Origin of the sequence: Arthrobacter sp. OAP107 (genome assembly GCF_040546765.1) — a bacterium.
Taxonomy (GTDB): Bacteria; Actinomycetota; Actinomycetes; order Actinomycetales; family Micrococcaceae; genus Arthrobacter.
Genome location: NZ_JBEPOK010000001.1, coordinates 897,088 through 916,028, shown reverse-complemented (window position 1 = coordinate 916,028; position 18,941 = coordinate 897,088). Strand labels below are relative to the sequence as shown.

At 64.4% G+C, this 18,941-nt stretch carries 17 protein-coding genes and 1 pseudogene; 5 read left to right on the top strand and 13 right to left on the bottom strand.

What is annotated here, in order from left to right; translation table 11 throughout:
• Nucleotides 1-86: 86 nt before the first annotated feature.
• Nucleotides 87-2,297: a S8 family serine peptidase gene (locus ABIE00_RS04295; RefSeq protein WP_354257163.1), complete on the bottom strand. Its 2,211-nt coding sequence runs from the start codon at nt 2,295-2,297 to the stop codon at nt 87-89.
• Nucleotides 2,298-2,559: 262 nt separating this feature from the next.
• Here ABIE00_RS04295 and ABIE00_RS04290 point away from each other — a divergent pair, with 262 nt between their 5' ends.
• From ABIE00_RS04290 to ABIE00_RS04275, 4 genes are all read left to right on the top strand, one after another.
• On the top strand, nt 2,560-3,144 hold the full coding sequence (locus ABIE00_RS04290) for a signal peptidase I (protein ID WP_354257160.1): 585 nt from the start codon (nt 2,560-2,562) through the stop codon (nt 3,142-3,144).
• Between the two features lie 35 nt (nt 3,145-3,179).
• Complete coding sequence (locus tag ABIE00_RS04285) at nt 3,180-3,842, top strand: TasA family protein (protein WP_354257157.1); 663 nt, start codon at nt 3,180-3,182, stop codon at nt 3,840-3,842.
• A gap of 5 nt (nt 3,843-3,847) precedes the next feature.
• The gene (locus ABIE00_RS04280; RefSeq protein WP_354257154.1) at nt 3,848-4,426 is read left to right on the top strand and encodes a hypothetical protein; all 579 of its coding nucleotides are present in this window, start codon (nt 3,848-3,850) and stop codon (nt 4,424-4,426) included.
• Between the two features lie 65 nt (nt 4,427-4,491).
• A complete protein-coding gene (locus ABIE00_RS04275) occupies nt 4,492-4,863 on the top strand; it encodes a hypothetical protein (protein WP_354257151.1) in 372 nt (123 codons plus the stop codon).
• 162 nt (nt 4,864-5,025) lie between these two features.
• On the opposite strand, the gene ABIE00_RS04270 is transcribed toward ABIE00_RS04275, so the two are convergent.
• From ABIE00_RS04270 to ABIE00_RS04250, 5 genes are all read right to left on the bottom strand, one after another.
• Nucleotides 5,026-6,144 carry an acyltransferase family protein gene (locus ABIE00_RS04270; RefSeq protein ID WP_354263270.1) on the bottom strand — a complete coding sequence of 373 codons (1,119 nt, stop codon included), beginning with the start codon at nt 6,142-6,144 and terminating at the stop codon, nt 5,026-5,028.
• A gap of 248 nt (nt 6,145-6,392) precedes the next feature.
• A complete protein-coding gene (locus ABIE00_RS04265; RefSeq protein ID WP_354257148.1) occupies nt 6,393-8,387 on the bottom strand; it encodes an FG-GAP repeat domain-containing protein in 1,995 nt (664 codons plus the stop codon).
• 75 nt (nt 8,388-8,462) lie between these two features.
• Complete coding sequence (locus tag ABIE00_RS04260; RefSeq protein WP_354257145.1) at nt 8,463-9,833, bottom strand: hypothetical protein; 1,371 nt, start codon at nt 9,831-9,833, stop codon at nt 8,463-8,465.
• A complete protein-coding gene (locus tag ABIE00_RS04255) occupies nt 9,833-11,083 on the bottom strand; it encodes an IS256 family transposase (RefSeq protein WP_354263269.1) in 1,251 nt (416 codons plus the stop codon). Before ABIE00_RS04255 ends, ABIE00_RS04260 begins: the two co-directional genes overlap by 1 nt.
• A gap of 72 nt (nt 11,084-11,155) precedes the next feature.
• Complete coding sequence (locus ABIE00_RS04250) at nt 11,156-11,320, bottom strand: hypothetical protein (RefSeq protein WP_354257143.1); 165 nt, start codon at nt 11,318-11,320, stop codon at nt 11,156-11,158.
• Nucleotides 11,321-11,460: 140 nt separating this feature from the next.
• Here ABIE00_RS04250 and ABIE00_RS04245 point away from each other — a divergent pair.
• Nucleotides 11,461-12,361, top strand: a pseudogene (locus ABIE00_RS04245) (IS982 family transposase).
• A 16-nt stretch (nt 12,362-12,377) separates the two neighbouring features.
• On the opposite strand, the gene ABIE00_RS04240 reads toward ABIE00_RS04245, so the two are convergent.
• The 7 genes from ABIE00_RS04240 to ABIE00_RS04210 form a co-directional block, all read right to left on the bottom strand.
• Nucleotides 12,378-12,683 carry a hypothetical protein gene (locus tag ABIE00_RS04240; RefSeq protein ID WP_354257140.1) on the bottom strand — a complete coding sequence of 102 codons (306 nt, stop codon included), beginning with the start codon at nt 12,681-12,683 and terminating at the stop codon, nt 12,378-12,380.
• 568 nt (nt 12,684-13,251) lie between these two features.
• Entirely contained in the window at nt 13,252-13,593 is a 342-nt protein-coding gene (locus ABIE00_RS04235; protein WP_354257137.1) for a hypothetical protein, read from the bottom strand.
• A gap of 176 nt (nt 13,594-13,769) precedes the next feature.
• Entirely contained in the window at nt 13,770-15,011 is a 1,242-nt protein-coding gene (locus ABIE00_RS04230) for a MinD/ParA family ATP-binding protein (protein WP_354257134.1), read from the bottom strand.
• Between the two features lie 266 nt (nt 15,012-15,277).
• The gene (locus ABIE00_RS04225; RefSeq protein WP_354257131.1) at nt 15,278-15,424 is read right to left on the bottom strand and encodes a hypothetical protein; all 147 of its coding nucleotides are present in this window, start codon (nt 15,422-15,424) and stop codon (nt 15,278-15,280) included.
• Between the two features lie 427 nt (nt 15,425-15,851).
• On the bottom strand, nt 15,852-16,115 hold the full coding sequence (locus tag ABIE00_RS04220) for a hypothetical protein (RefSeq protein WP_354257128.1): 264 nt from the start codon (nt 16,113-16,115) through the stop codon (nt 15,852-15,854).
• Between the two features lie 94 nt (nt 16,116-16,209).
• Nucleotides 16,210-17,025 carry an MBL fold metallo-hydrolase gene (locus tag ABIE00_RS04215; protein ID WP_354257125.1) on the bottom strand — a complete coding sequence of 272 codons (816 nt, stop codon included), beginning with the start codon at nt 17,023-17,025 and terminating at the stop codon, nt 16,210-16,212.
• 368 nt (nt 17,026-17,393) lie between these two features.
• Nucleotides 17,394-18,941 carry a dihydrolipoamide acetyltransferase family protein gene (locus ABIE00_RS04210; protein WP_354257122.1) on the bottom strand — a complete coding sequence of 516 codons (1,548 nt, stop codon included), beginning with the start codon at nt 18,939-18,941 and terminating at the stop codon, nt 17,394-17,396.

Below are 18,941 nucleotides of genomic sequence, written 5' to 3'. Positions count from 1 at the left end.
CCGTGTCTTCCGGGAACCAACTACGCGGGTACTCGTAAGGACGCAGGCAAGCACACCGCAGAGGCCGCTGTGAGGCGGAGACCGGCCTATCCCCAGCCGTTCCCGGCGGCGGTCCGGCCGGGGAACCAGCCTGCCCCGTTGCCCCGGTAGAGCCAGAGGGTGCCGCTGGTGTCCACGGCCAGGATGTCGGCCCTGGCGTCGCCGTTGTAGTCCCCGTGCCCGGTGATGGCGGTCATGGAATTCCAGCCGGCCCCCACCTCGGTCCTGCTCCCGAACCCGCCTCGGCCGTTGCCCGGATAGCGCCACAGGATGCCGGCCGCGTCGCGGGCCAGCAGGTCCGCCTTGCGGTCGCCCGTCAGATCCCCGGGGCCGACGACGGCGGTCATCCCGTTCCAGCCGGAGCCCGCCTTCGTGCGGGCCAGCCAGCCGCCATGCCCGTTGCCGGGGTACAGCCACAGCGCGCCGGCAGCGTCGCGGGCCAGGACATCGGTTTTCCCGTCACCGTTGAGGTCTCCGGGTCCGACGACGGCGGTGAACCCGTTCCAGCCGGAGCCCACCCTGACGCGGGCCAGCCAGCCGCCATGCCCATTGCCCGGATACAGCCAGATGGCACCGGCACGGTCCCGGGCCAGGATGTCGTTCCGTTTGTCGCCGTTGAAGTCCCCCGGAGCTAGGATCGTGTAGCTGTTCCAGCCGGTGCCCGCCTGCTGGCGTGCCAGCCAGCCGCCGCGCCCGTTGCCGGGGTAGAGCCACAGGTAGCCGGAGTTCTCCCGGGCCAGGACGTCCGGCTTGCCGTCGCCGGTGAGGTCGCCGGCGGCGAGGACGGTACTGAAGTGCAGGACGGCGCTGGCGGCGTCCAGCCGGCCGGCGCCGCAGCCCTGCGGGCAGCCGCCCGTGATGGGCCGTGCGGTGCGCTTAAGGCGGGCCTCGACGGCGGCCGGTGTCGCCGTCGGGCCCATCTGGGCAATGAGCAGCGCGGCCGCGGCGGACACGTGCGGTGCCGCGTAGGACGTTCCCTCACCAAAGTCGTAGTCTTCGATGTCCGCAGTCTCCGGGTCATCGTTGGTGATCGACGGGATGCCGCCGGGAACACCGCTCTCCGGGTCATCTGGCGAGGTGGGGGTCATGTCACCGCCCGGTGCGGTGATATCGACGCCGGGGCCGAAGTTGGAATAGGGTGCCAGGGCACCGCTGGGGCCGCTGGCAGCGACGCTGATGACGTGGTTGCAGTTGGCTGGGCTGGAGCCGGACGCCTCCGTCATCTCGTTGCCCGCGGCCGCCACCACCACCGATCCCCTGGCCGTGGCGGTGTCGATGGCGGATTGGAAGGCCCGGGGGCAGGTTTCCATCGGGCCGCCGAGGCTGAGGTTGATGACGCGGGCCGGGTTCCGGTTGGCGGGCACACCGCTCACCGGGGCTCCGGAAGCCCAGACAATGGCGTCCGCAATGTCCGAGAGCTGCCCGCCGCAGGGTCCGAGCACGCGCACGGGCAGGATCTTGGCCTTCGGGGCGAGGCCGGCGATGCCTTCGTTGTTGCCCGCCACCGCGGCGATGATGCCGGCAACGTGGGTACCGTGCCAGGAGGAGGGCATGGCAGGTCCGTCATCGCCGCACTGGCCGGCCACCGTAGCGTCGCCGGGGTCGGTGGGATCAGCGTCCCGGATACCGTCAGCGTTGGCAATCATGTCGTAGCCCGGCAGCACGTTCGTCATCAGACCAGTGCCGTCGTCCAGGCCCAGATCGCGCTGCTTGGTGATGCCGGTATCCAGAACCGCCACCACCTGGCCGGCGCCCTGGGTGACATCCCAGGCGCGGGTGGCCCTGACGCCGCCGCCGTTTTGCTGCAGGTTCCACTGCAACCAGTAGTAGGTGTCCGCCGGGTCTGCGGCCTTTGCCTGCAGCTTTACGTCAGGTTCGGCATAGGCGACGGCGGGGTTGGCGCGCAGTGACGCCAGCAGTTTGTCCGCGTCACCCCCGCGTACTTCCTTGCTGATACGTATCACGCGTGCACCGCCGGCGGTGCCGCGGACGTCCTTTGCGGTGGCGCCGAGCGTGGCTGCGGCACGCCCGAAGGCGTCGGCGCGGAACGTGGAGCCCGAACGGGCGGGATCCTTGAACTTCACGATTAACTGGTCCGTGGGCGGGGTGACCACGGACGGCCGGCGCGGGATGGACGGCAGGTGCGGATCGCCGTCGGACGCCGAAGCTGCAGGCACTATGAGTGCCGATGCCACCAGGCCGGCGATGCCGGCGGACATGATGGCAGCAGAGAGGCGTGTTCCGCGGGAAATCGGCATTGAGACCATCCTGTACGGCGCCCAGTACACCACCCTCGTGCCGGACGCGGTTGTAAAGCGCGGCCCCCGCCGCGCTCAGGGTTGAGTCTAGCCGGAGTGAGTGCGGGCTCCATAGCGGCGTGCCGGGCCCGTCCGCTCCGGTCTTGATCCGATCTTGAGCGAGTGCTGATTGAGGTTTGATCTGAAGCAGACCGCATCCTGAGGACCGCCCGGCATCGTGGGCGGTGTCAGAAAGAACAGCCTCAGAAACCGGAGGGTCAGCATGGGCAGGTCAGCCAGCGCAGGTGAAGCTCCCGGCTCGAGGGCGAAAGCGTTCTTCACCACTGTACGGCGGGTGCTGGGCCTGGCAGTCGGCGTGGCTTCGGCGGTGGTTTTCCTTGCCGCCTGCGTCGCCGCTCCGCTGCTGCACATCAGCTACTCCCCGGTGCTGACCGGCAGCATGCGCCCCGCCTTCGCTCCCGGTGACCTGCTGATCACCGTGCCGAAGACGGCTGGGCAACTGCAGCCGGGCGATGTGCCTGTTTTCACCCCGCCGGACGAAAGCGCCCCTTACGCCCACCGCATTACCTCCGTTACCGGCACTCCGGAACATCCGGTGCTCACCACCAAGGGCGATGCCAACCCGGCTCCCGACCACTGGCGGGCAAAGCTGGACCAGGACCAGGTGCCGGTGGTGGTAACCACGGTCCCGTGTGTGGGCAACGTGCTCCTGTGGGCGCAAAACCCGGTCCAGCGGGCCCTCTTCACCGCTCTGTTCGGGCTGTCACTGACGGTCACCAGCGTGGTGTGGATACTGCGCACACCTTCCAAAGTTTCCGGGCAGTCCAGCCCGGCTCCCTCTCTCTGATCCTTCCAACACCTCCCAAGTAAAGGAACCTCGAAATGTCCGGTCTCACTGTTTCTTCGCCCCGTCGCCCCAACCCCCGTCTGCTGGCCGCCTTCGCCGTCGGCGCAGCCGGCCTCGCCATCACCGGCGGCGGCGTGTACGCGGCTTTGAACGCCACCGCCTCCAACACCACTGCGCAGAGCGCCAACAGCGGCGTCCTCAGCCTCACGATGGCCAACAACGGCACCGGATTCAGCCAGGGGGTAGCAAACCTGGCCCCCGGCGACGTGGTGAACCGGTACGTGGCCCTTACGCAGGGCGCGGACCTCGCCGGCAAGGACCTGACCCTCACGGTCGCGGACTCCACCCCGACCCTGCTCACCACGGACGCCACCAAGGGCCTTCGCGTCACCGTCACCCAGTGCGTCGGAGGCGACTGGACAGTGACCGGTGCAGGTTCCTGCACCGGCACCGGTGCCAGCCCCACGGTGCTGGCCACGAACGTGCCCCTGAAGACCCTGGCCGCCACTGCGTCGGCCCTCACCGGTTCCGTCACCGCCGGCTCCACGGTCAAGCTGCAGCTCTCCCTGTCCCTGCCGGACCAGAACGAAACCACAGTCAACGGCGTTGCCCCGGCTGGCACCGTCCAGGGACTGTCCTCCGCGCTGACGTGGACCTTCGGCGAAACCCAGCGCACCGCTACCACCACCGGAAGCTAGTTCCGGTGGGCGTGCACCCTCCAAGCAGCAGAGCGGGAGCCGCTGCGGCGGTCACCGCTCTGCTGCTGTGCACGTCACTGGCCGCGGAAGCGGCCAGCGCCGCGCAAGCCTCCTCGATCCTCTCGGCCAGCAGCGCCAAGTGGGGCGCTTTCGCCACCACCGGAAGCAGCCTGGTTCCGACGACATCGAACCCGTTGGTTCTTCCCGTCCCCAACACCACAGGAAACAACGGAAGAGTTGATTTTCACGCCTTCTTTTCGGTGGTTAACCCGGGAACTTTGAGGCTCACCGGCGCGAACTACTCGGCAACGGCTTCCGCCACTGACCTCGTTTTCAGCATCGACGCCTGCAGCGGCCAGTGGACAGAAAGCACCAACCAGTGCTCCGGGCAGGTCACAACGGTCCTCGCCACACCGGCCTCCGACCTATCGTCGTTGACGGTTCCGGAGGCAGCGGGAAGCACCATCCGCCTGCGTGCAGCGTTGATACAGGGGACCGTTCCCAACAAGACGACCCCGACGGTGACCATAGGCGTAAAGGTGACCCGTTCTCAGGTCCGCGCCGCTACAGTGACCGGAGGCTGACCCGGGACACCCTGAGGAAGTCCCGGGGTCAGCCGGAACGCGAACACAATGATAGGAACACGGCCATGGTTGCAGAGTGCAGGGAAGCTGTCTTCACACCTTTACGGTTGTCCCGCCTCGCCGACGACTTGGGAAACGATGAGGCCGCCATCAACTACGCGGCGATGTTCCTGGAGCTGTTGCCCGCCCGCACCGAGCGTCTGCTATCGGCCGTCCGGGCAGGTTCGACAGTCGAAAGGCTGGATACAGTCCTAAGTCTGAAAGTCAGTTCACATATGGTGGGCGGCGTCGCGCTGGAGGACAGCTGCCGCGCTTTGGAAGAACACGTTTCCGGCGGCGATCACTCCTCAGCGGTGATCGCCGCCCAGCGCATCGCCCGGGAAAGTACCGCGCTGCAGCTGGCCCTGGAAAAGTACCTTCGGAAGCAGCGCGGCTAGGTTTAGGGCGGCCGCCACCGACCGGATGTCACCGGAACTGGGGGCAGAGGAAGGTTGTGACGACTGCCGACACTGTGCTGGGGGATAACAAACCCGATCGCCTTCGAACCATCCGGACGGAGGCTTATGTCCCATGAGGTAACGTCGCCGAAGGACGAACGGTCACCCTCGTGCAGATGCCCCAGTAGTGGCCGGCTCGGGCTGCGGCTCGGCGAGGGCTGTGGGCTCCTCGGACGGTCGGGTGTCCGCCACCGGGCCGGCTTTCGAGCCTCTGTTCCGCAGCCGCGCCTCGATGGGACGCTCGAAGAACGTGTAGGCGGCGCCGGCCAGCGGGATGGAGACAGCAATTCCGACGACGGCGAACACCGCCCGCTGGGTGAGGCTCTCCGGGCCGAGTTCCAGGGCAGTCCGCAGCACCAGTTCGTGGACCAGGTAGAGAGCGAAGGACCACTCCCCCAGTTTCACCATGGCCGGGGCGCTGGCGAACGTGGGGCGGCCTCCGCAGCGGTCGCGGTCCGCATAAGCCGAAATAAGCAGGGCGAAGCCCGGAATGCAGAGTGCGCCCGCCAGCGGCCCCGCGGTGTGCCACGGCGCGATGCCGTCGACGACTTCGAGAATGAGGAAGGAGCCGATCGCTGCGGCAGCTCCGACGCCGACGCCGAACCTGGGCTTCCAGCCTTTCCGCATGGCGATGGCCAGGCACACACCCACAATGAACTCGGCAATCCGGAACGCGGGGAACGTGTAGAACAGGGCTCCCCAGTCGAAGCCGGGGAGGACGGCGAGCAGGACGGATATGAGAGAAACAGCGGCGACGAATACAGTGGCGCCGAGGCGGAAGAGTTTGCCTGGTTCAAGGCGTGACAGCAGCAGCGCCAGGAACGGGAACACAGCGTAGAAGAACGCTTCGCAGGAGAGCGACCAGGACACCCCGTTGTAGGCGTAGACCCATTGCTGGTCGCCGAGCCAGCCCTGGACGAGGATCAGCGAGGTGATGAGGCGCGGAACGTACTGGTCCCCTTGCGTGGCAATGGCCAGGACGACGGCGGCCAGCGCCGTGAGCGCGTGCAGCGGCCAGATCCTGGCGAACCGGCGCCAGTAGAACTGGCGTTTGGTGGTGCCCGGGTTCATGGACCACGCGAGCACGAACCCGGAGAGCAGGAAGAAGAACGTCACGCCGGTCTGTCCCATGGACACGAGCTGGTACATCTCTGGCACCAGCGTCACTGACGCGTGATACAGGACCACGAGCATGGCGGCAATGAACCGCAGTCCTGTCAGTGAATCCAGCCGGGTGCGTGAAATTGCTCTTTCTCCCTCGGTGAGACGGCGACCAACGGTCCAGTCTACCCACGAAAAGGGGCATTATCACAAAAAGGTAACGGCCGCTCTCGCCCGGTGGGGCCTCGAGTGGGACAGTTTTTGATATCGCCCTTTTGACTGCGCAGCAGATACATAAACGGCTGCTGCAGGGATTTGAATCCATGCAGCAGCCGTTTATGACGCTAACGCCTTGCGGGTAGCCAGCGTCAGTTCCAGCCGGATCCCACCTGCATACGCCCCAGCCAGCTCCCGGCTCCGTTACCCCGGCACAACCAGAGCGTGCCGGACTTTTCAATGGCCAGGACGTCATTGCGGCCGTCGCCGTTGAAGTCTCGGGTAGCCACGACGGATGCCATGGAGTTCCAACCTGAGCCAGCACCCGTCCTTGATCCGAAGCCGCCTCGTCCGTTGCCGCGGTAGAGCCACAGCGTTCCGCTGCTGTCACGTGCCAGGACGTCTGCCTTCCGGTCGCCGTTCATGTCACCGGCTCCGACGATGGCGGTGAATCCGCTCCAGCCAGTACCAGCCTTGACCCTGGGAAGCCAGCCACCACGGCCATTCCCCGGATACAGCCACAGGGAGCCAGCGCTATCACGGACCAGCACATCCGCTTTCGCATCGCCGTTCATGTCACCAGGCTCCACGATCGCGGTGAATCCGTTCCAGCCCGTACCAGCCTTGAACCTGGGAAGCCAGCCACCACGGCCATTCCCCGGATACAACCACAGGGCACCAGTCGTATCACGGGCCAGCACATCCGCTTTCCCATCACCGTTCATGTCACCAGGCCCCACGATCGCGGTGAATCCGTTCCAGGCTGTGCCGGCCTTCACCCTGGCAAGCAAGCCACAACGTCCGTTGCCCGGATACAGCCAGAACGCTCCGCTGCTGTCGCGAGCCAAGACATCGGCCTTGCGGTCACCGTTCAAGTCGCCCGTCCCCACCACCAAGGTGAAGCGGAATGCTGCCTTGAACGTGAACGACCATGACGTAGCCGTGCCAGCTTTGAGGACGTAGTCGGGCTTTGCCTTGGCCACCACGGTAACGGTGCCAGTACCAAAGTAGGTGCCTGGGGCAACGGCTTTCCCCTGGACCAGAAACTCAACACCTGTGGTCGCCGGAATCGTGTACCTGTCCTGTGCCGTGCCGTCAGTGTCAGTGAAAACAACTGGGGCAGCTGCCACGACAAAGGGGGTCGCCTTGAAAGTGATGCTCCACGAGGCCGTAGCTGCTTCAGCAAAAACATAGTCAGGCTTAGCCCGCGCCGTGACGATCACGGTTCCGGCTCCGGCTCCGGGATAGCTTCCGGTCTCAACGACCTTGTCACCGGCCAGGTACTCCACACCCTCCGTCACCGGAACCGTGAACGTGTCCTCCGCGGTGCCGTCCTTATCCGTGAACACCACGGCAGCCGGAACCACCTCATAAGGCGTCGCCTTGAACGTGAACTTCCACTCCGTGACGGCACCGGTCTTGACGACGTAATCGGCCTTCGCCCTGGCAGTCACCGTGACCTCGCCGCTGCCCGGGTAGGTCCCGGCCTCAACGGGCTTGCCACCGGCCAGGTACTCCACACCCTCCGTCACCGGAACCGTGAACGTGTCCTCCGCGGTGCCGTCCTTATCCGTGAACACCACGGCAGCCGGAACCACCTCATAAGGGGTTGCCTTGAACGTGAACTTCCACTCCGTGACGGCACCGGTCTTGACGACGTAATCGGCCTGCGCGCTGGCAGTCACCGTGACCTCGCCGGCGCCCGGGTACGTCCCGGCCTCAACGACCTTGCCACCGGCCAGGTACTCCACACCCTCCGTCACCGGAACCGTGAACGTGTCCTCCGCGGTGCCGTCCTTATCCGTGAACACCACGGCAGCCGGAACCACCTCATAAGGGGTCGCCTTGAACGTGAACTTCCACTCCGTGACGGCACCCGATTTGACGACGTAATCGGCCTTCGCCCTCGCGCTCACAGTGACGTCACCGGCACCCGCGTACGTCCCGGCCCCAACGACTTTGTCCCCGACCAGGTACTCAACGCCCGCGGTCTCCGGAACCGAGTAGGAGTCTTCGGCTGTGCCGTCCTTATCCATGAACACCACAACTGCGGGAACGACCTCGAACGGGGTCGCCGTGAACGTCGCAGACCACTCAACGACCGCATCCGGCTTGAACGCGTAATCAGTCTTCGCCCGCGCAGTCACCGTGACCTCACCGGCACCCCCGTACGTCCCGGCCCCAACGACTTTGTCCCCGACCAGGTACTCAACGCCCGCGGTCTACGGAACCGAGTAGGAGTCTTCGGCTGTGCCGTCCTTATCCATGAACACCACAACTGCGGGAACGACCTCGAACGGGGTCGCCGTGAACGTCGCAGACCACTCAACGACCGCACCCGGTTTGAACGCGTAATCAGTCTTCGCCCGCGAAGTCACCGTGACCTCACCAGCACCCGGGTACGTCCCGGCCTCAACGACCTTGCCGCCTACGAGGTACTCCACGCCCTCGATGGCCGGGATCGTGTAAGTGTCCTCCGCGGCGCCGTCCTTATCCGTGAACACCGCAGGCACCGGAACCACCTCATACGGGGTCGCCTTGAACCTATCCGTCCATTCGGTAACCGCACCGGATTTGAAAACGAAATCAGTCTGCGCCCTGGCCATAACCGTGACTTCACCAGCGCCCCGGTACGTCCCGGAGTCCACGACCTTGCCACCGACCAGGTACTCCACGCCCTCGATGGTCGGGATCGTGTAAGTGTCCTCCGCGGCGCCGTCCTTATCCGTGAACACTACAGCAGCGGGCGTAACCTCGTACGGTGTCGCCTTAAACTTGGCCTTCCATTCCGCGGCGGCGCCGGCCCTGATCACGTAGTCGGTCTTCGCCCGCGCCGTGACCGTGACTTCACCGGCGCCCGGGTAGGTGCCTGCCTCCACGACTTTGTCCCCGACCAGGTACTCAACGCCCGCGGTCTCCGGAACCGCGTAGGAGTCTTCGGCCGTGCCGTCCTTGTCCGTGAACACCACAGCCACCGGAACCACCTCATACGGGATCGCCTTGAACCTAGCCGTCCATGCGGTAACCGCACCGGATTTGAAAACGAAATCAGTCTGCGCCCTGGCCATAACCGTGACTTCACCAGCGCCCGGGTACGTCCCGGAGTCCACGACCCTGTCACCGACCAGGTACTCCACACCTTCCGTCGCGGGAACCGTGTACGTGTCCTCCGCGGTACCGTCCTCATCCGTGAACACTACAGCAGCGGGCGTAACCTCGTACGGTGTCGCCTTAAACATGGCCTTCCATTCCGCGGCGGCGCCGGCCCTGATCACGTAGTCGGTCTTCGCCCGCGCCGTGACCGTGACTTCACCGGCGCCCGGGTAAGTGCCAGCTTCAACGGCCTTGTCGCCCACGAGGTACTCCACACCCTCCTTCGCGGGAACTGTATACGTGTCCTCGGCGGTGCCGTCCTTGTCGGTGAACACCACCGCCGCCGGCATCACGTCATACGGCGTCGCCTTGAACGTGCCAGACCACTCTGTGACGGCCCCCTCCGTGAACACGTAGTCAATCTTGGGCCTGGCAGTCACACTAAGCTCGCCGACGCCGGGTCTGTCAGATAAACGGTGTGTGGATCCGGCCGGTTTCATTAGTGAGTGGTTCTTTCGAACCGGCCGGCGAAGGTGATCGCGAACGCGTTTAGTGCAGGCTTCCACCTCATCACCCAGCGTGCCCGACCGCCGCCGGTGGGATCAAGAGACCTGGTGACCAGATACAGGCATTTCAGGGCAGCGGCCTCGTTTGGAAAGTGCCCGCGGGCCCTGACGGCCCGCCGGTAGCGGGCGTTGATCGACTCGATCGCGTTCGTCGTGCAGATCACCCGCCTGATCTCCACGTCGTACTCCAGGAAGGGCACGAACTCCGCCCAGGAGGACTCCCAGAGCCGGACGATTGCCGGATATCGCTGACCCCACTCGGCCGTGAACTCAGCGAACCGGTCCTTCGCCGCTTGCTCGGACGGGGCCGTGTAGACCGGCTTGAGCGCCTTGACGATGCCGTCGCGGTGCTGGCGTCCGGCGTAGCGGAAGCTGTTGCGGATCAGGTGCACGATGCACTGCTGCACCACCGTTCGCTCCCACGTGGTCGTGATCGCCTCCGGCAGGCCCTTGAGCCCGTCGCAGACAGCGATCAACACATCTTCCACGCCCCGGTTCTTCAGCTCGGAGAATACCTGCAGCCAGAACCGGGCACCCTCGCCGCCGTCGCCGGCCCAGATGCCCAGGATCTCCCGCTCCCCGTTCACGGTGACGCCCATGACGACGTAGAACGGGGTGTTGCGCACCTGCCCGTCACGGACCTTGACCACGACCGCGTCAACGAAGAGCACCGGATAGACCGGGTCCAAAGGTCGGGCCGACCATTCGGCCAGTTCTCCGGCGACCTTCTCCGTGATGCGGCTGATGGTGTCTTTGGAGACCTTGGCCCCGTAGATCTCCTCGAAGTGCGCGGCGATTTCCCCGGTGGTCAGCCCCCGGGCGGACAGCGAGAGGACGATCTGGTCGATCCCGTCCAGACGCCGCTTTCGCTTGGGCACGATCACCGGCTCGAACGAGCCGTCCCGATCCCGGGGCACCTCAATCTCGACCGGGCCGATCTCGGTCAGCACGGTCTTGGACCTGGTGCCGTTGCGCATGTTGGCTGCGATCGGCGTCTGGCCATGCTCGTGCCCGAGGTGCTCGGTCAGTTCCGCTTCCAGCGCGGTCTCCAGCACATTCCTCGTGAGCTGGTTCAACAGCCCGCCCGGGCCTACCAGGCTCACGCCCTGCTCCTTGGCCTGCGCGAGCAACCGCTCGGCAAGCTCCTTCTGATCGATGATCTCTCCCGTCACAGGATCGATCATCACCCCTGTCATCTCGGTCGTGGACTCTGACACGGCCGTCTCCTTTCGGATCAGGCCGGACCCCACACACCGTTATTCAGACAGTCCCCCGACGCCCGGGTGAGTCCCTGCCTGGACGACCTTGTCGCCGATCAGATATTCCACGCCTTCAGTGGCCGGCACTGTGTAGGAATCGTTGGCGGTCCCGTCGTTGTCTCGGAACACCACAACTGCTGGCGTAGTTGCGTAGGGAGTCAAGGGTGATACGTGGTTGGTGATCTGCGCGTAGTCGAACGTCGCCGCTTTGGGACTTTGAATACCGCTAGATGAGTAAGTCCTATTGCCGTGGCGGGGCGCGGGAGCTTTTAAAGTAAGGCGGAGAGTGTTAAGCCGGGGTTGTGAACACGCAACTAAACACTCTCCTGACCACACTTTACGTCTATTTGGATGACCATGTGCTGCCGGACCTGGGCGTGTCCAGGGCTCGCCGGCCGGGCCGGAAACCGGTGCTGAGCGACGCCGAGCTGCTCTGCCTGGCCGTGGCGCAGCACCTGCTCGGCTTCTCCTCGGAGACCAGGTGGATCCGTTACTCCCGGATCCACCTGTCCGGGATGTTCCCGGCATCCCGCACCAATCCGGCTATAACAAGCGTCTCCGGGCCGCGGGCCCCGTGATCGCGGCAGCCATTACCGCCCTGGCACGGGACACCCCGTCCTGGCACGAGGTCCTGCGCCTGGTCGATTCCACCCCCGTACCGTGCGGCATGGCCCGGGAAACCGTCAAACGCTCCGACCTGTCCGGGCACGCCGGCTACGGCTACTGTGCATCCCACTCCCGGTTCTTCTGGGGCCTGCGTCTCTACCTGATCAGCACCCCGAGGGCATGCCCGTGATCTGGGGCCTGGCGAACCCGAAGATCGGTGAACGCGAGGTCACCCAGGCCCTGCTCGAACACGACCACCACCTCATCCGGGCCGGGCAGGTCATCCTCGGGGACAAAGGCTTCGCCGGCCGCGACTTCGAACGGTTCATCACCAGGGACCTCGGCGCGCACCTGATCCGCCCGGACCGCAAGGACGAGAAACCCCGCTTCGGCAAACTCGGCGGCATCCGGCAATGGATTGAATCCGTCTTCGACACCCTCAAGGGCCAACTCGGCCTCGAAGAACACGGCGGGCGGACCATGGCCGGCGTCTACGCCCGGGTGGCAGCCAGACTCCTCGCCCTCGCCGCAGGCATCTGGCACAACTGGCGCATCAACGCACCCCGCAAGCGCTCACTCATTGCCTATGACCACTAAATCCAATAGGACTTAATCATCTAGGAGACTTGTAAATCGTGCCATCGGTGCGGTAGCTGACACTTGCATAGCCATTACCGGCACCAAACCCCCACAAGGTCAGATCCCCTGTTGCAAGGCTTGTCTCATCCACCGTGAACCTGGCCGTACCGGAGTAAGCGCTCGTACCATTGGGCGCATCCCAACGCACCTGCAAGTCACTGCCAAGGCGATCTCGCAAGTAGAAAATGACATTCTTCGCCGGGCTGTCCTGAACCTCCCAATCAATGGTGATGTCATCACCATGCCGCACCACATCCGGCGACGTCCGATGAAAACTCACCAACGAGGGAGGAACCGAGATATCAGTATCCGCCTCAAAAAGAGTGGTGATCTGCGCGTAGTCGAACGTCGCCGCTTTGGGACTTTGAATACCGCTAGGAGACTTGTAAATCGTGCCATCGGTGCGGTAGCTGACACTTGCATAGCCATTACCGGCACCAAACGCCCACAGGGTCAGATCCCTGGTGCAAGGCTTGTCTCATCCACCGTGAACCTGGCCGTACCGGAGTACGCGCTCGTACCATTGGGCGCATCCCAACGCACCTGCAAGTCACTGCCAAGGCGATCTCGCAAATAGAAAATCACATTCTTCGCCGGGCTGTCCTGAACCTCCCAATCAATGGTGATGTCATCACCATGCCGCACCACATCCGGCGACGTCCGATGAAAACTCACCAACGAGGGAGGAACCGAGATATCAGTATCTGCCTCAAAAAGAGTGGTGATCTGTGCGTAGTCGAACGTCGCCGCTTTGGGACTTTGAATACCGCTAGGAGATTTGTAAATCGTGCCATCGGTGCGGTAGCTGACACTTGCATAGCCATTACCGGCACCAAACGCCCACAGGGTCAGATCCCTGGTGCAAGGCTTGTCTCATCCACCGTGAACCTGGCCGTACCGGAGTACGCGCTCGTACCATTGGGCGCATCCCAACGCACCTGCAAGTCACTGCCAAGGCGATCTCGCAAGTAGAAAATGACATTCTTCGCCGGGCTGTCCTGAACCTCCCAATCAATGGTGATGTCATCACCATGCCGCACCACATCCGGCGACGTCCGATGAAAACTCACCAACGAGGGAGGAACCAGTAGGTCGTCGACGGCCAGCGATGGCGCAGCCATTCCGGTAACAAGCAAGAGCATGGCAGTAGCAAGTGCAAGCCCGCGGATAACAAACGAGCGCAGCGTCATATGGTCCCCATGAATAAAAGATCGTTAGAGCACGCAACGCGTGTCCGGAGACCGCATATGGCATTTTTCTAAGAATCTCCGCACCGCGGATGCAAGATTCCCTAAGCGCAGCTACAGGCCTAAATGGAATGACCGCGGCGTGAACTCACGCAGCGGCCATCAAGTCATGTAAAGACCTACCGGTACCCGTCCACAATCGCCGCAGCGATCTCCTTGTAAGCCCGACGCGTCTCCGGCTTCAGGTGGTCCAGGGTCACCAGGTCACCGTCCGCAACTCCCCTGTCGTGCGGCACCGCGATGAGCTCACGGCACATGCCGGCCAGATGCTCCTCGATGGCGTCCTTGTCCACGCGAGAGGACACCTCGTCCTTGTCCGTGATCACCACGATCGCATTACGGGCGAGCTCCTCGTAACCGTGGCCGGCCAGCCACTGCAGCGTGCTGCGGGCGCGCTTGGCACCGCTCACCGCGTAGCCGGCGGCGATGATCAGGTTGTCCGCTGACTGCAGGATTCCACTCATTGCGTTGTGCGTGACGCCGGTGCCGCAGTCGGTCAGTGCCACGGAGTAGTAGCTGGAGATGAGCTTGCGGATTCGCAGGTATTCCTCGGCGGTGAGCGAGTCGGACACCTCGGGGTCCTGCTCGCCGGCGATGAGGTGCAGCCGGCCCGAGTGGTGCATGTAGCGGGACAGCTCGGTCAGCGAGTCAACGGAGTCGATGTTCTTGAGCAGGTCGGTGATGGTCCGCGGTGTTGCTTTCTGGTAAATGCCCTCACCGAGAGCGCGCTCCACGAGGTCGCCGGAGTCCGGGTTAGCATCAATGGCACAGGGCGGGTCACCGCGGAACTCAGCCAGGGTAAGGCCGACGCCCACAGTGGTGGATGTCTTGCCGATGCCGCCCTTAAGGCTGAGCACGGCGGTATTGAAGCTGCCCTGCAGCTGGCGCGAGATCCGGCGGGCCAGCTCGTCCTCCTCGCGCTCCAGCGCGCTCGGGCCCATGTTCCAGGCGCCCCCGGTGGCCCGGTACAGGAAGCCGCGGAAGCCCTTTTTCGGGCGCGGCTTCTGCTCGCGCACGAACGACGTCGGCAGTGCCGTGGCGTCCGCTTCGGCAACTTCGGGCTCCACTTGAGTTTCCGGGACGCGCGACGGCGGGACTGCCGCTGGGCGGCGGAGCGGAGTCGGCGGGGCGGCAGGTGCAGGAGGGGCGTCGCTGAGTGCGTCGGCAACGGCCGCCGCCTCCGCCCAAGACGAGCTGCGGACGGGAAGCGGCGGTGCTGTCGGTTCAGGTGTCACGGCGGGGAAGGTTCCTGTCCAGGCGTCGGAGCCGTCGTCATTTCGGCGGCGGAAGCGGCGGCGGAGCTCGGGCTGAGCCTCGTCGGTATCGGCCTCGGCTAATCGGTTATCCGCTGGTTCAGGCATGGTTCAGTCCCCCGGGACTCGCAGCGGCGTCCCGCTGCGGTGGTCGATTGGCTTGGTTCAAGCAACCATTCTAGGTGCCCAACGGGGACCTGTCGGTCACCATCCGTGGACGCCCGTCCCTCGCGGGCCAGAGCAAGCCGCAATTCATCCGTGAGTGAGAGCCGCCGCGACAACAGCGGCAGTGATCACCAGCAGGATACTCAGCCCCACATAACCCCACCATTTGGGCCGGCTGCGATGCGGGTTGATGTCTACGTAGGGCACGGCTACTTCATCCGCCCCGGAACCGGCGCGGCTGCCGCCGGCGCAACGGCCCTTCGCTTCAGCCGGAGCATCCAGTAGAGCCCGGCGAACGGGACCAGCAGGCTGCCCAGCAGGCCGGACAGCGCGAGAACAAAATCGGTGACAGCCACGGTTGAGACCTCCGTAAGCGGCAGCACCTTCGACACACCCAAGCGACTATGCTCCGGCGCGGCAAAGGGGCTGGGAATGGACCCCCATTTTTTGGATCGCTCGCCAGCCTACTTAGCAGTCAAGGGCGCTGTCCAACCGGACACGCCCATTTACTGCAGCCACTATTCAACTAATGCGTTTCGCGCCTTGCCCCTATCCACGGAGGGCCAGCATCACCACCACCACAGTCGCGATAGCCAGAGCCGCGAGCCCAACGTAGGACAGCACGCGAAGCTGACGGCGGCGAACATCCCGCCGCGAGTCCCGACCGTACCGGCCTCCCCCACGAGATCCCATGGCGGAGACGCTACGGACGCAAACTCAAGGAAAGCGCAAGCCAACCTCAAGGTTTGATCAAGATGTACTGGCTTCCAAACGGAAACAGGCCTAGCTGCCGTCACCGCGATGAATGGCTGCGTTATGGCCGCGCAACCTTTGGCGCAGTCGCTGAGGGTGCCGGCCAAGCCCGGCGTGACGGCCAGGAAGCGGCGGGAGCGGCTCCACCGGCAGCCCTGCCGCGGCCTCCCCAGCGGGCCTCTGCACCAGTGGCATGTCCTGCTGGTCGAGCCAGGAGCGTTCGGGGAGCGGGTCATCGGCCACGATGTTTTTTTCGATGAAACGGCGGATAGCTGCGCTGATACCGGTCTTCATGACCCAAACCTAAGGAGGTCTGCGGCCCGCCAGTAGCGTGGTCACTACCTGTGTTTCCGGCCGCGCGGTACCCGGCCCGCAGGGAGTACTCGGTTCAGTGCTGCGGCCGCGTCTCCTGCAGCCGCTTAATGAACCACCGTGACTGCTCCGGCCCATACGGCAGCACGGGGATGGCCTTAGTGGCGTCCGCCGGAGTATCACGGATGGACTGGCGGGCCTGCCGGACGGCCGTGGTCATGGTGTCGGCCATAGTCTTCACGAACCTGTCACTGCACGGCTTGCCGTGGCCGGGAACCAGGAACTCGTAACGGTGACGGAGGGCGGAGAGGTGCCGCAGGGCGTCTGCCCACTCCTCAGGGTAGGAGTCCTCGAAAGAGGGGTGCGAGCCCTGCTCCACGAGGTCGCCGGCGAACAGGGTGGTGGCGGTCCCAACCAGGAGGTCGCCGTCGGTGTGCCCGCGCCCCAGGTAGAACAGGGTCACCTTCTGCCCGCCGAGGTCAACGAGCACGGGCTGGTCCCGGACAATCGCGTTCGGAACGACTAGTTCCACGTGCTCGCCCTCACCGGCGGCCATTTCGGGTTCGATCTCCGTGACCTCGGCGCGCTGGGCGTCGCCGTTCTCACCGATCTCCTCGGCGCAGTTCTCGTGGGCCCAGAACTCCTCGACGCCGGCCTCGGCGAAGACGGCATTACCGAAGAAGTGGTCATAGTGAGCGTGGGTGTTCACGACGACCAGAGGCAGCTGGGTCTTCTCACGAACGGCGTCCAGGATTTCCTTGCCTTGACGCGGCCCGCACCCGGTGTCGATCACCATGGCCCGCTCGGTCCCCAGGATCAGGCCGGTATTGAGCTTTGAACCTTCAGTCGCCAGCACATAGTTGTCCGTGCCGACGTCGAGCCATCGTGACATTCGTTCTCCGTACATCTGGGGAGCATCTGCGGTCTTCAGGCCTCGATTCTACCCATCAGGCAGATGAATATCGGGGAACTGGTTTGCCGCTCCAGGCGGCGACCACCGGCCCCAAGCCTGAATTTACTCATTAGAAATGCCGTGCTCCCTATGATCTGCACATGGGGACAAAACAACACAGGCACTACTGTGACATCTGCAATGCGATCACCAACCACGTCACGTCGTGCAGCGACGACGGCGGCCGCCTGCTGGCCTCTGTCCGCTGCAGTGATCATTCGGATACAACGCCATAGGATGCGTCGACCTTCGCCCCCCAGCCGATATGCGACGGCGAAGGTCCGAGAAGGGTACAGGCGATTTCCCTCCTACAAGTCGGCCAGCAAGGAAGTTGGGGATTCGATTGCGTCGGTCATGAAGCGAAGGAACCCGGCAGCTGTTCGACCATCACAGACACGGTGATCAAAGGTCAGGGTCAGCTCCGTGACTTTGCGGACGGCGAGTTCACCGTCGGTCACCCACGGCTTGTCTATGATCCGCCCGATGCCCAGAATCGCCACCTCCGGGTAATTGATGATCGCCGCGGAACCGTCGACCCCGAACACGCCGTAGTTGTTCAGGGTGAAGGTGCCACTGCTCAGTTCCGTGGGTGTTGCCTTACCCTCGCGAGCGAGGGCGGTCAGCCGTTTGATCTCTGCGTCCAGTTGCTTAGCACTGAGCCTGCCAGCGTTTCGGATCGACGGCACCACCAGTCCTCGATCCGTTTGCGCTGCGAATCCGAGGTTGATCCCGTCGAACTCCACGATCTCCTGGGACTCCCCGCCTGACGTGTCCTCGCCGCTGACGAACCGCGTATTCAGCGCCGGATACTTCTTCAAGCCTGCGGTGACAAAGCGGGCGATGAAAGCCAGCAGTCCGGGAGTGTTGTGAGGGTCGGACTTCTTGAGGCCTGCGCGCATATCAACGAGGGCGGTCGCATCGACGTCCACCCAAACCGTTGCCTCGGGAATCTCGGAGCGGCTCCGCGCCATGTTTGCAGCCACTGCTTTGCGCATACCCCGGACGGGGGTACGGCTGATGACGCCGAGGCCGGTTCGGGGGTCGATTGCACCGCTGGTCCAGCTTGTGGAGACCCGGCTGTCGGCAGGCAAGCTTTCGACAGGCTCACCCGGCGAATGGGGCTCAGTTTCGACATGCTCAGCCTCGGCCGGCTTCGTGATCGCCGCTTCAACGTCGCGGCGCATGATCAATCCGCTCTCCCCTGAACCCTGCATGTGACCGAGGTCTACGCCGTGCTCCTTGGCCATTCGGCGGACGAGTGGCGAGATGACAGCACCGATTTTGCCGGGCACCCGGGTGCGCTGAAGAAGGAGATCATCGGCGGAAGTCGTGAGCTTTGTTTCGCTGCTTTGACTCCTGGTTTCGACAGGCTCAACCGGCGAACCGCCGGTTGAGCCTTCCGCGACCGACGACAAAGGGCGACGGGGGCGGGTCCGTCGAGCGGTCGCAGTGCCCCCAGGAGTTCCATAGCCGATGAGGACGTTTCCGGAGCCTGCCCTTTCTTCGGTGCGGTAAGTTTCGGCTGCTGCAGTTTCTGCGGCTCTCGTTTCGTTGGGCTTGGTTTGGACAGGCTCAGTCGGCGCAGCGGTTTCGGCGGGGTCAACCGCGGAACCTGCAGGGGTGACAGAGATCAAGGGCTTGCCGACATCAAGGGTCTGGCCCGGCTCGCCGTGCAGCTCGGCTACCGTGCCGGCGTACGGGGACGGGACTTCCACCACGGACTTGGCGGTTTCGACTTCGGCGATGGGCTGGTCCACGCGGATCTCGTCGCCCACGGCCACGAGCCAGTTCACGAGTTCGGCTTCGGTTAGGCCTTCGCCCAAGTCAGGGAGGAGGAATACTTTAGTTTCGCTCAT

Excerpts from the sequence above, each read along its gene's own strand:
- ABIE00_RS04295 (WP_354257163.1), bottom strand. The coding sequence starts at position 2,297 with ATGCCGATTTCCCGCGGAACACGCCTCTCTGCTGCCATCATGTCCGCC.
- ABIE00_RS04290 (WP_354257160.1), top strand. The coding sequence starts at position 2,560 with ATGGGCAGGTCAGCCAGCGCAGGTGAAGCTCCCGGCTCGAGGGCGAAA.
- ABIE00_RS04285 (WP_354257157.1), top strand. The coding sequence starts at position 3,180 with ATGTCCGGTCTCACTGTTTCTTCGCCCCGTCGCCCCAACCCCCGTCTG.
- ABIE00_RS04275 (WP_354257151.1), top strand. The coding sequence starts at position 4,492 with ATGGTTGCAGAGTGCAGGGAAGCTGTCTTCACACCTTTACGGTTGTCC.
- ABIE00_RS04260 (WP_354257145.1), bottom strand. The coding sequence starts at position 9,833 with ATGAAACCGGCCGGATCCACACACCGTTTATCTGACAGACCCGGCGTC.
- ABIE00_RS04255 (WP_354263269.1), bottom strand. The coding sequence starts at position 11,083 with ATGATCGATCCTGTGACGGGAGAGATCATCGATCAGAAGGAGCTTGCC.
- ABIE00_RS04235 (WP_354257137.1), bottom strand. The coding sequence starts at position 13,593 with ATGACGCTGCGCTCGTTTGTTATCCGCGGGCTTGCACTTGCTACTGCC.
- ABIE00_RS04230 (WP_354257134.1), bottom strand. The coding sequence starts at position 15,011 with ATGCCTGAACCAGCGGATAACCGATTAGCCGAGGCCGATACCGACGAG.
- ABIE00_RS04220 (WP_354257128.1), bottom strand. The coding sequence starts at position 16,115 with ATGAAGACCGGTATCAGCGCAGCTATCCGCCGTTTCATCGAAAAAAAC.
- ABIE00_RS04215 (WP_354257125.1), bottom strand. The coding sequence starts at position 17,025 with ATGTCACGATGGCTCGACGTCGGCACGGACAACTATGTGCTGGCGACT.
- ABIE00_RS04210 (WP_354257122.1), bottom strand. The coding sequence starts at position 18,941 with ATGAGCGAAACTAAAGTATTCCTCCTCCCTGACTTGGGCGAAGGCCTA.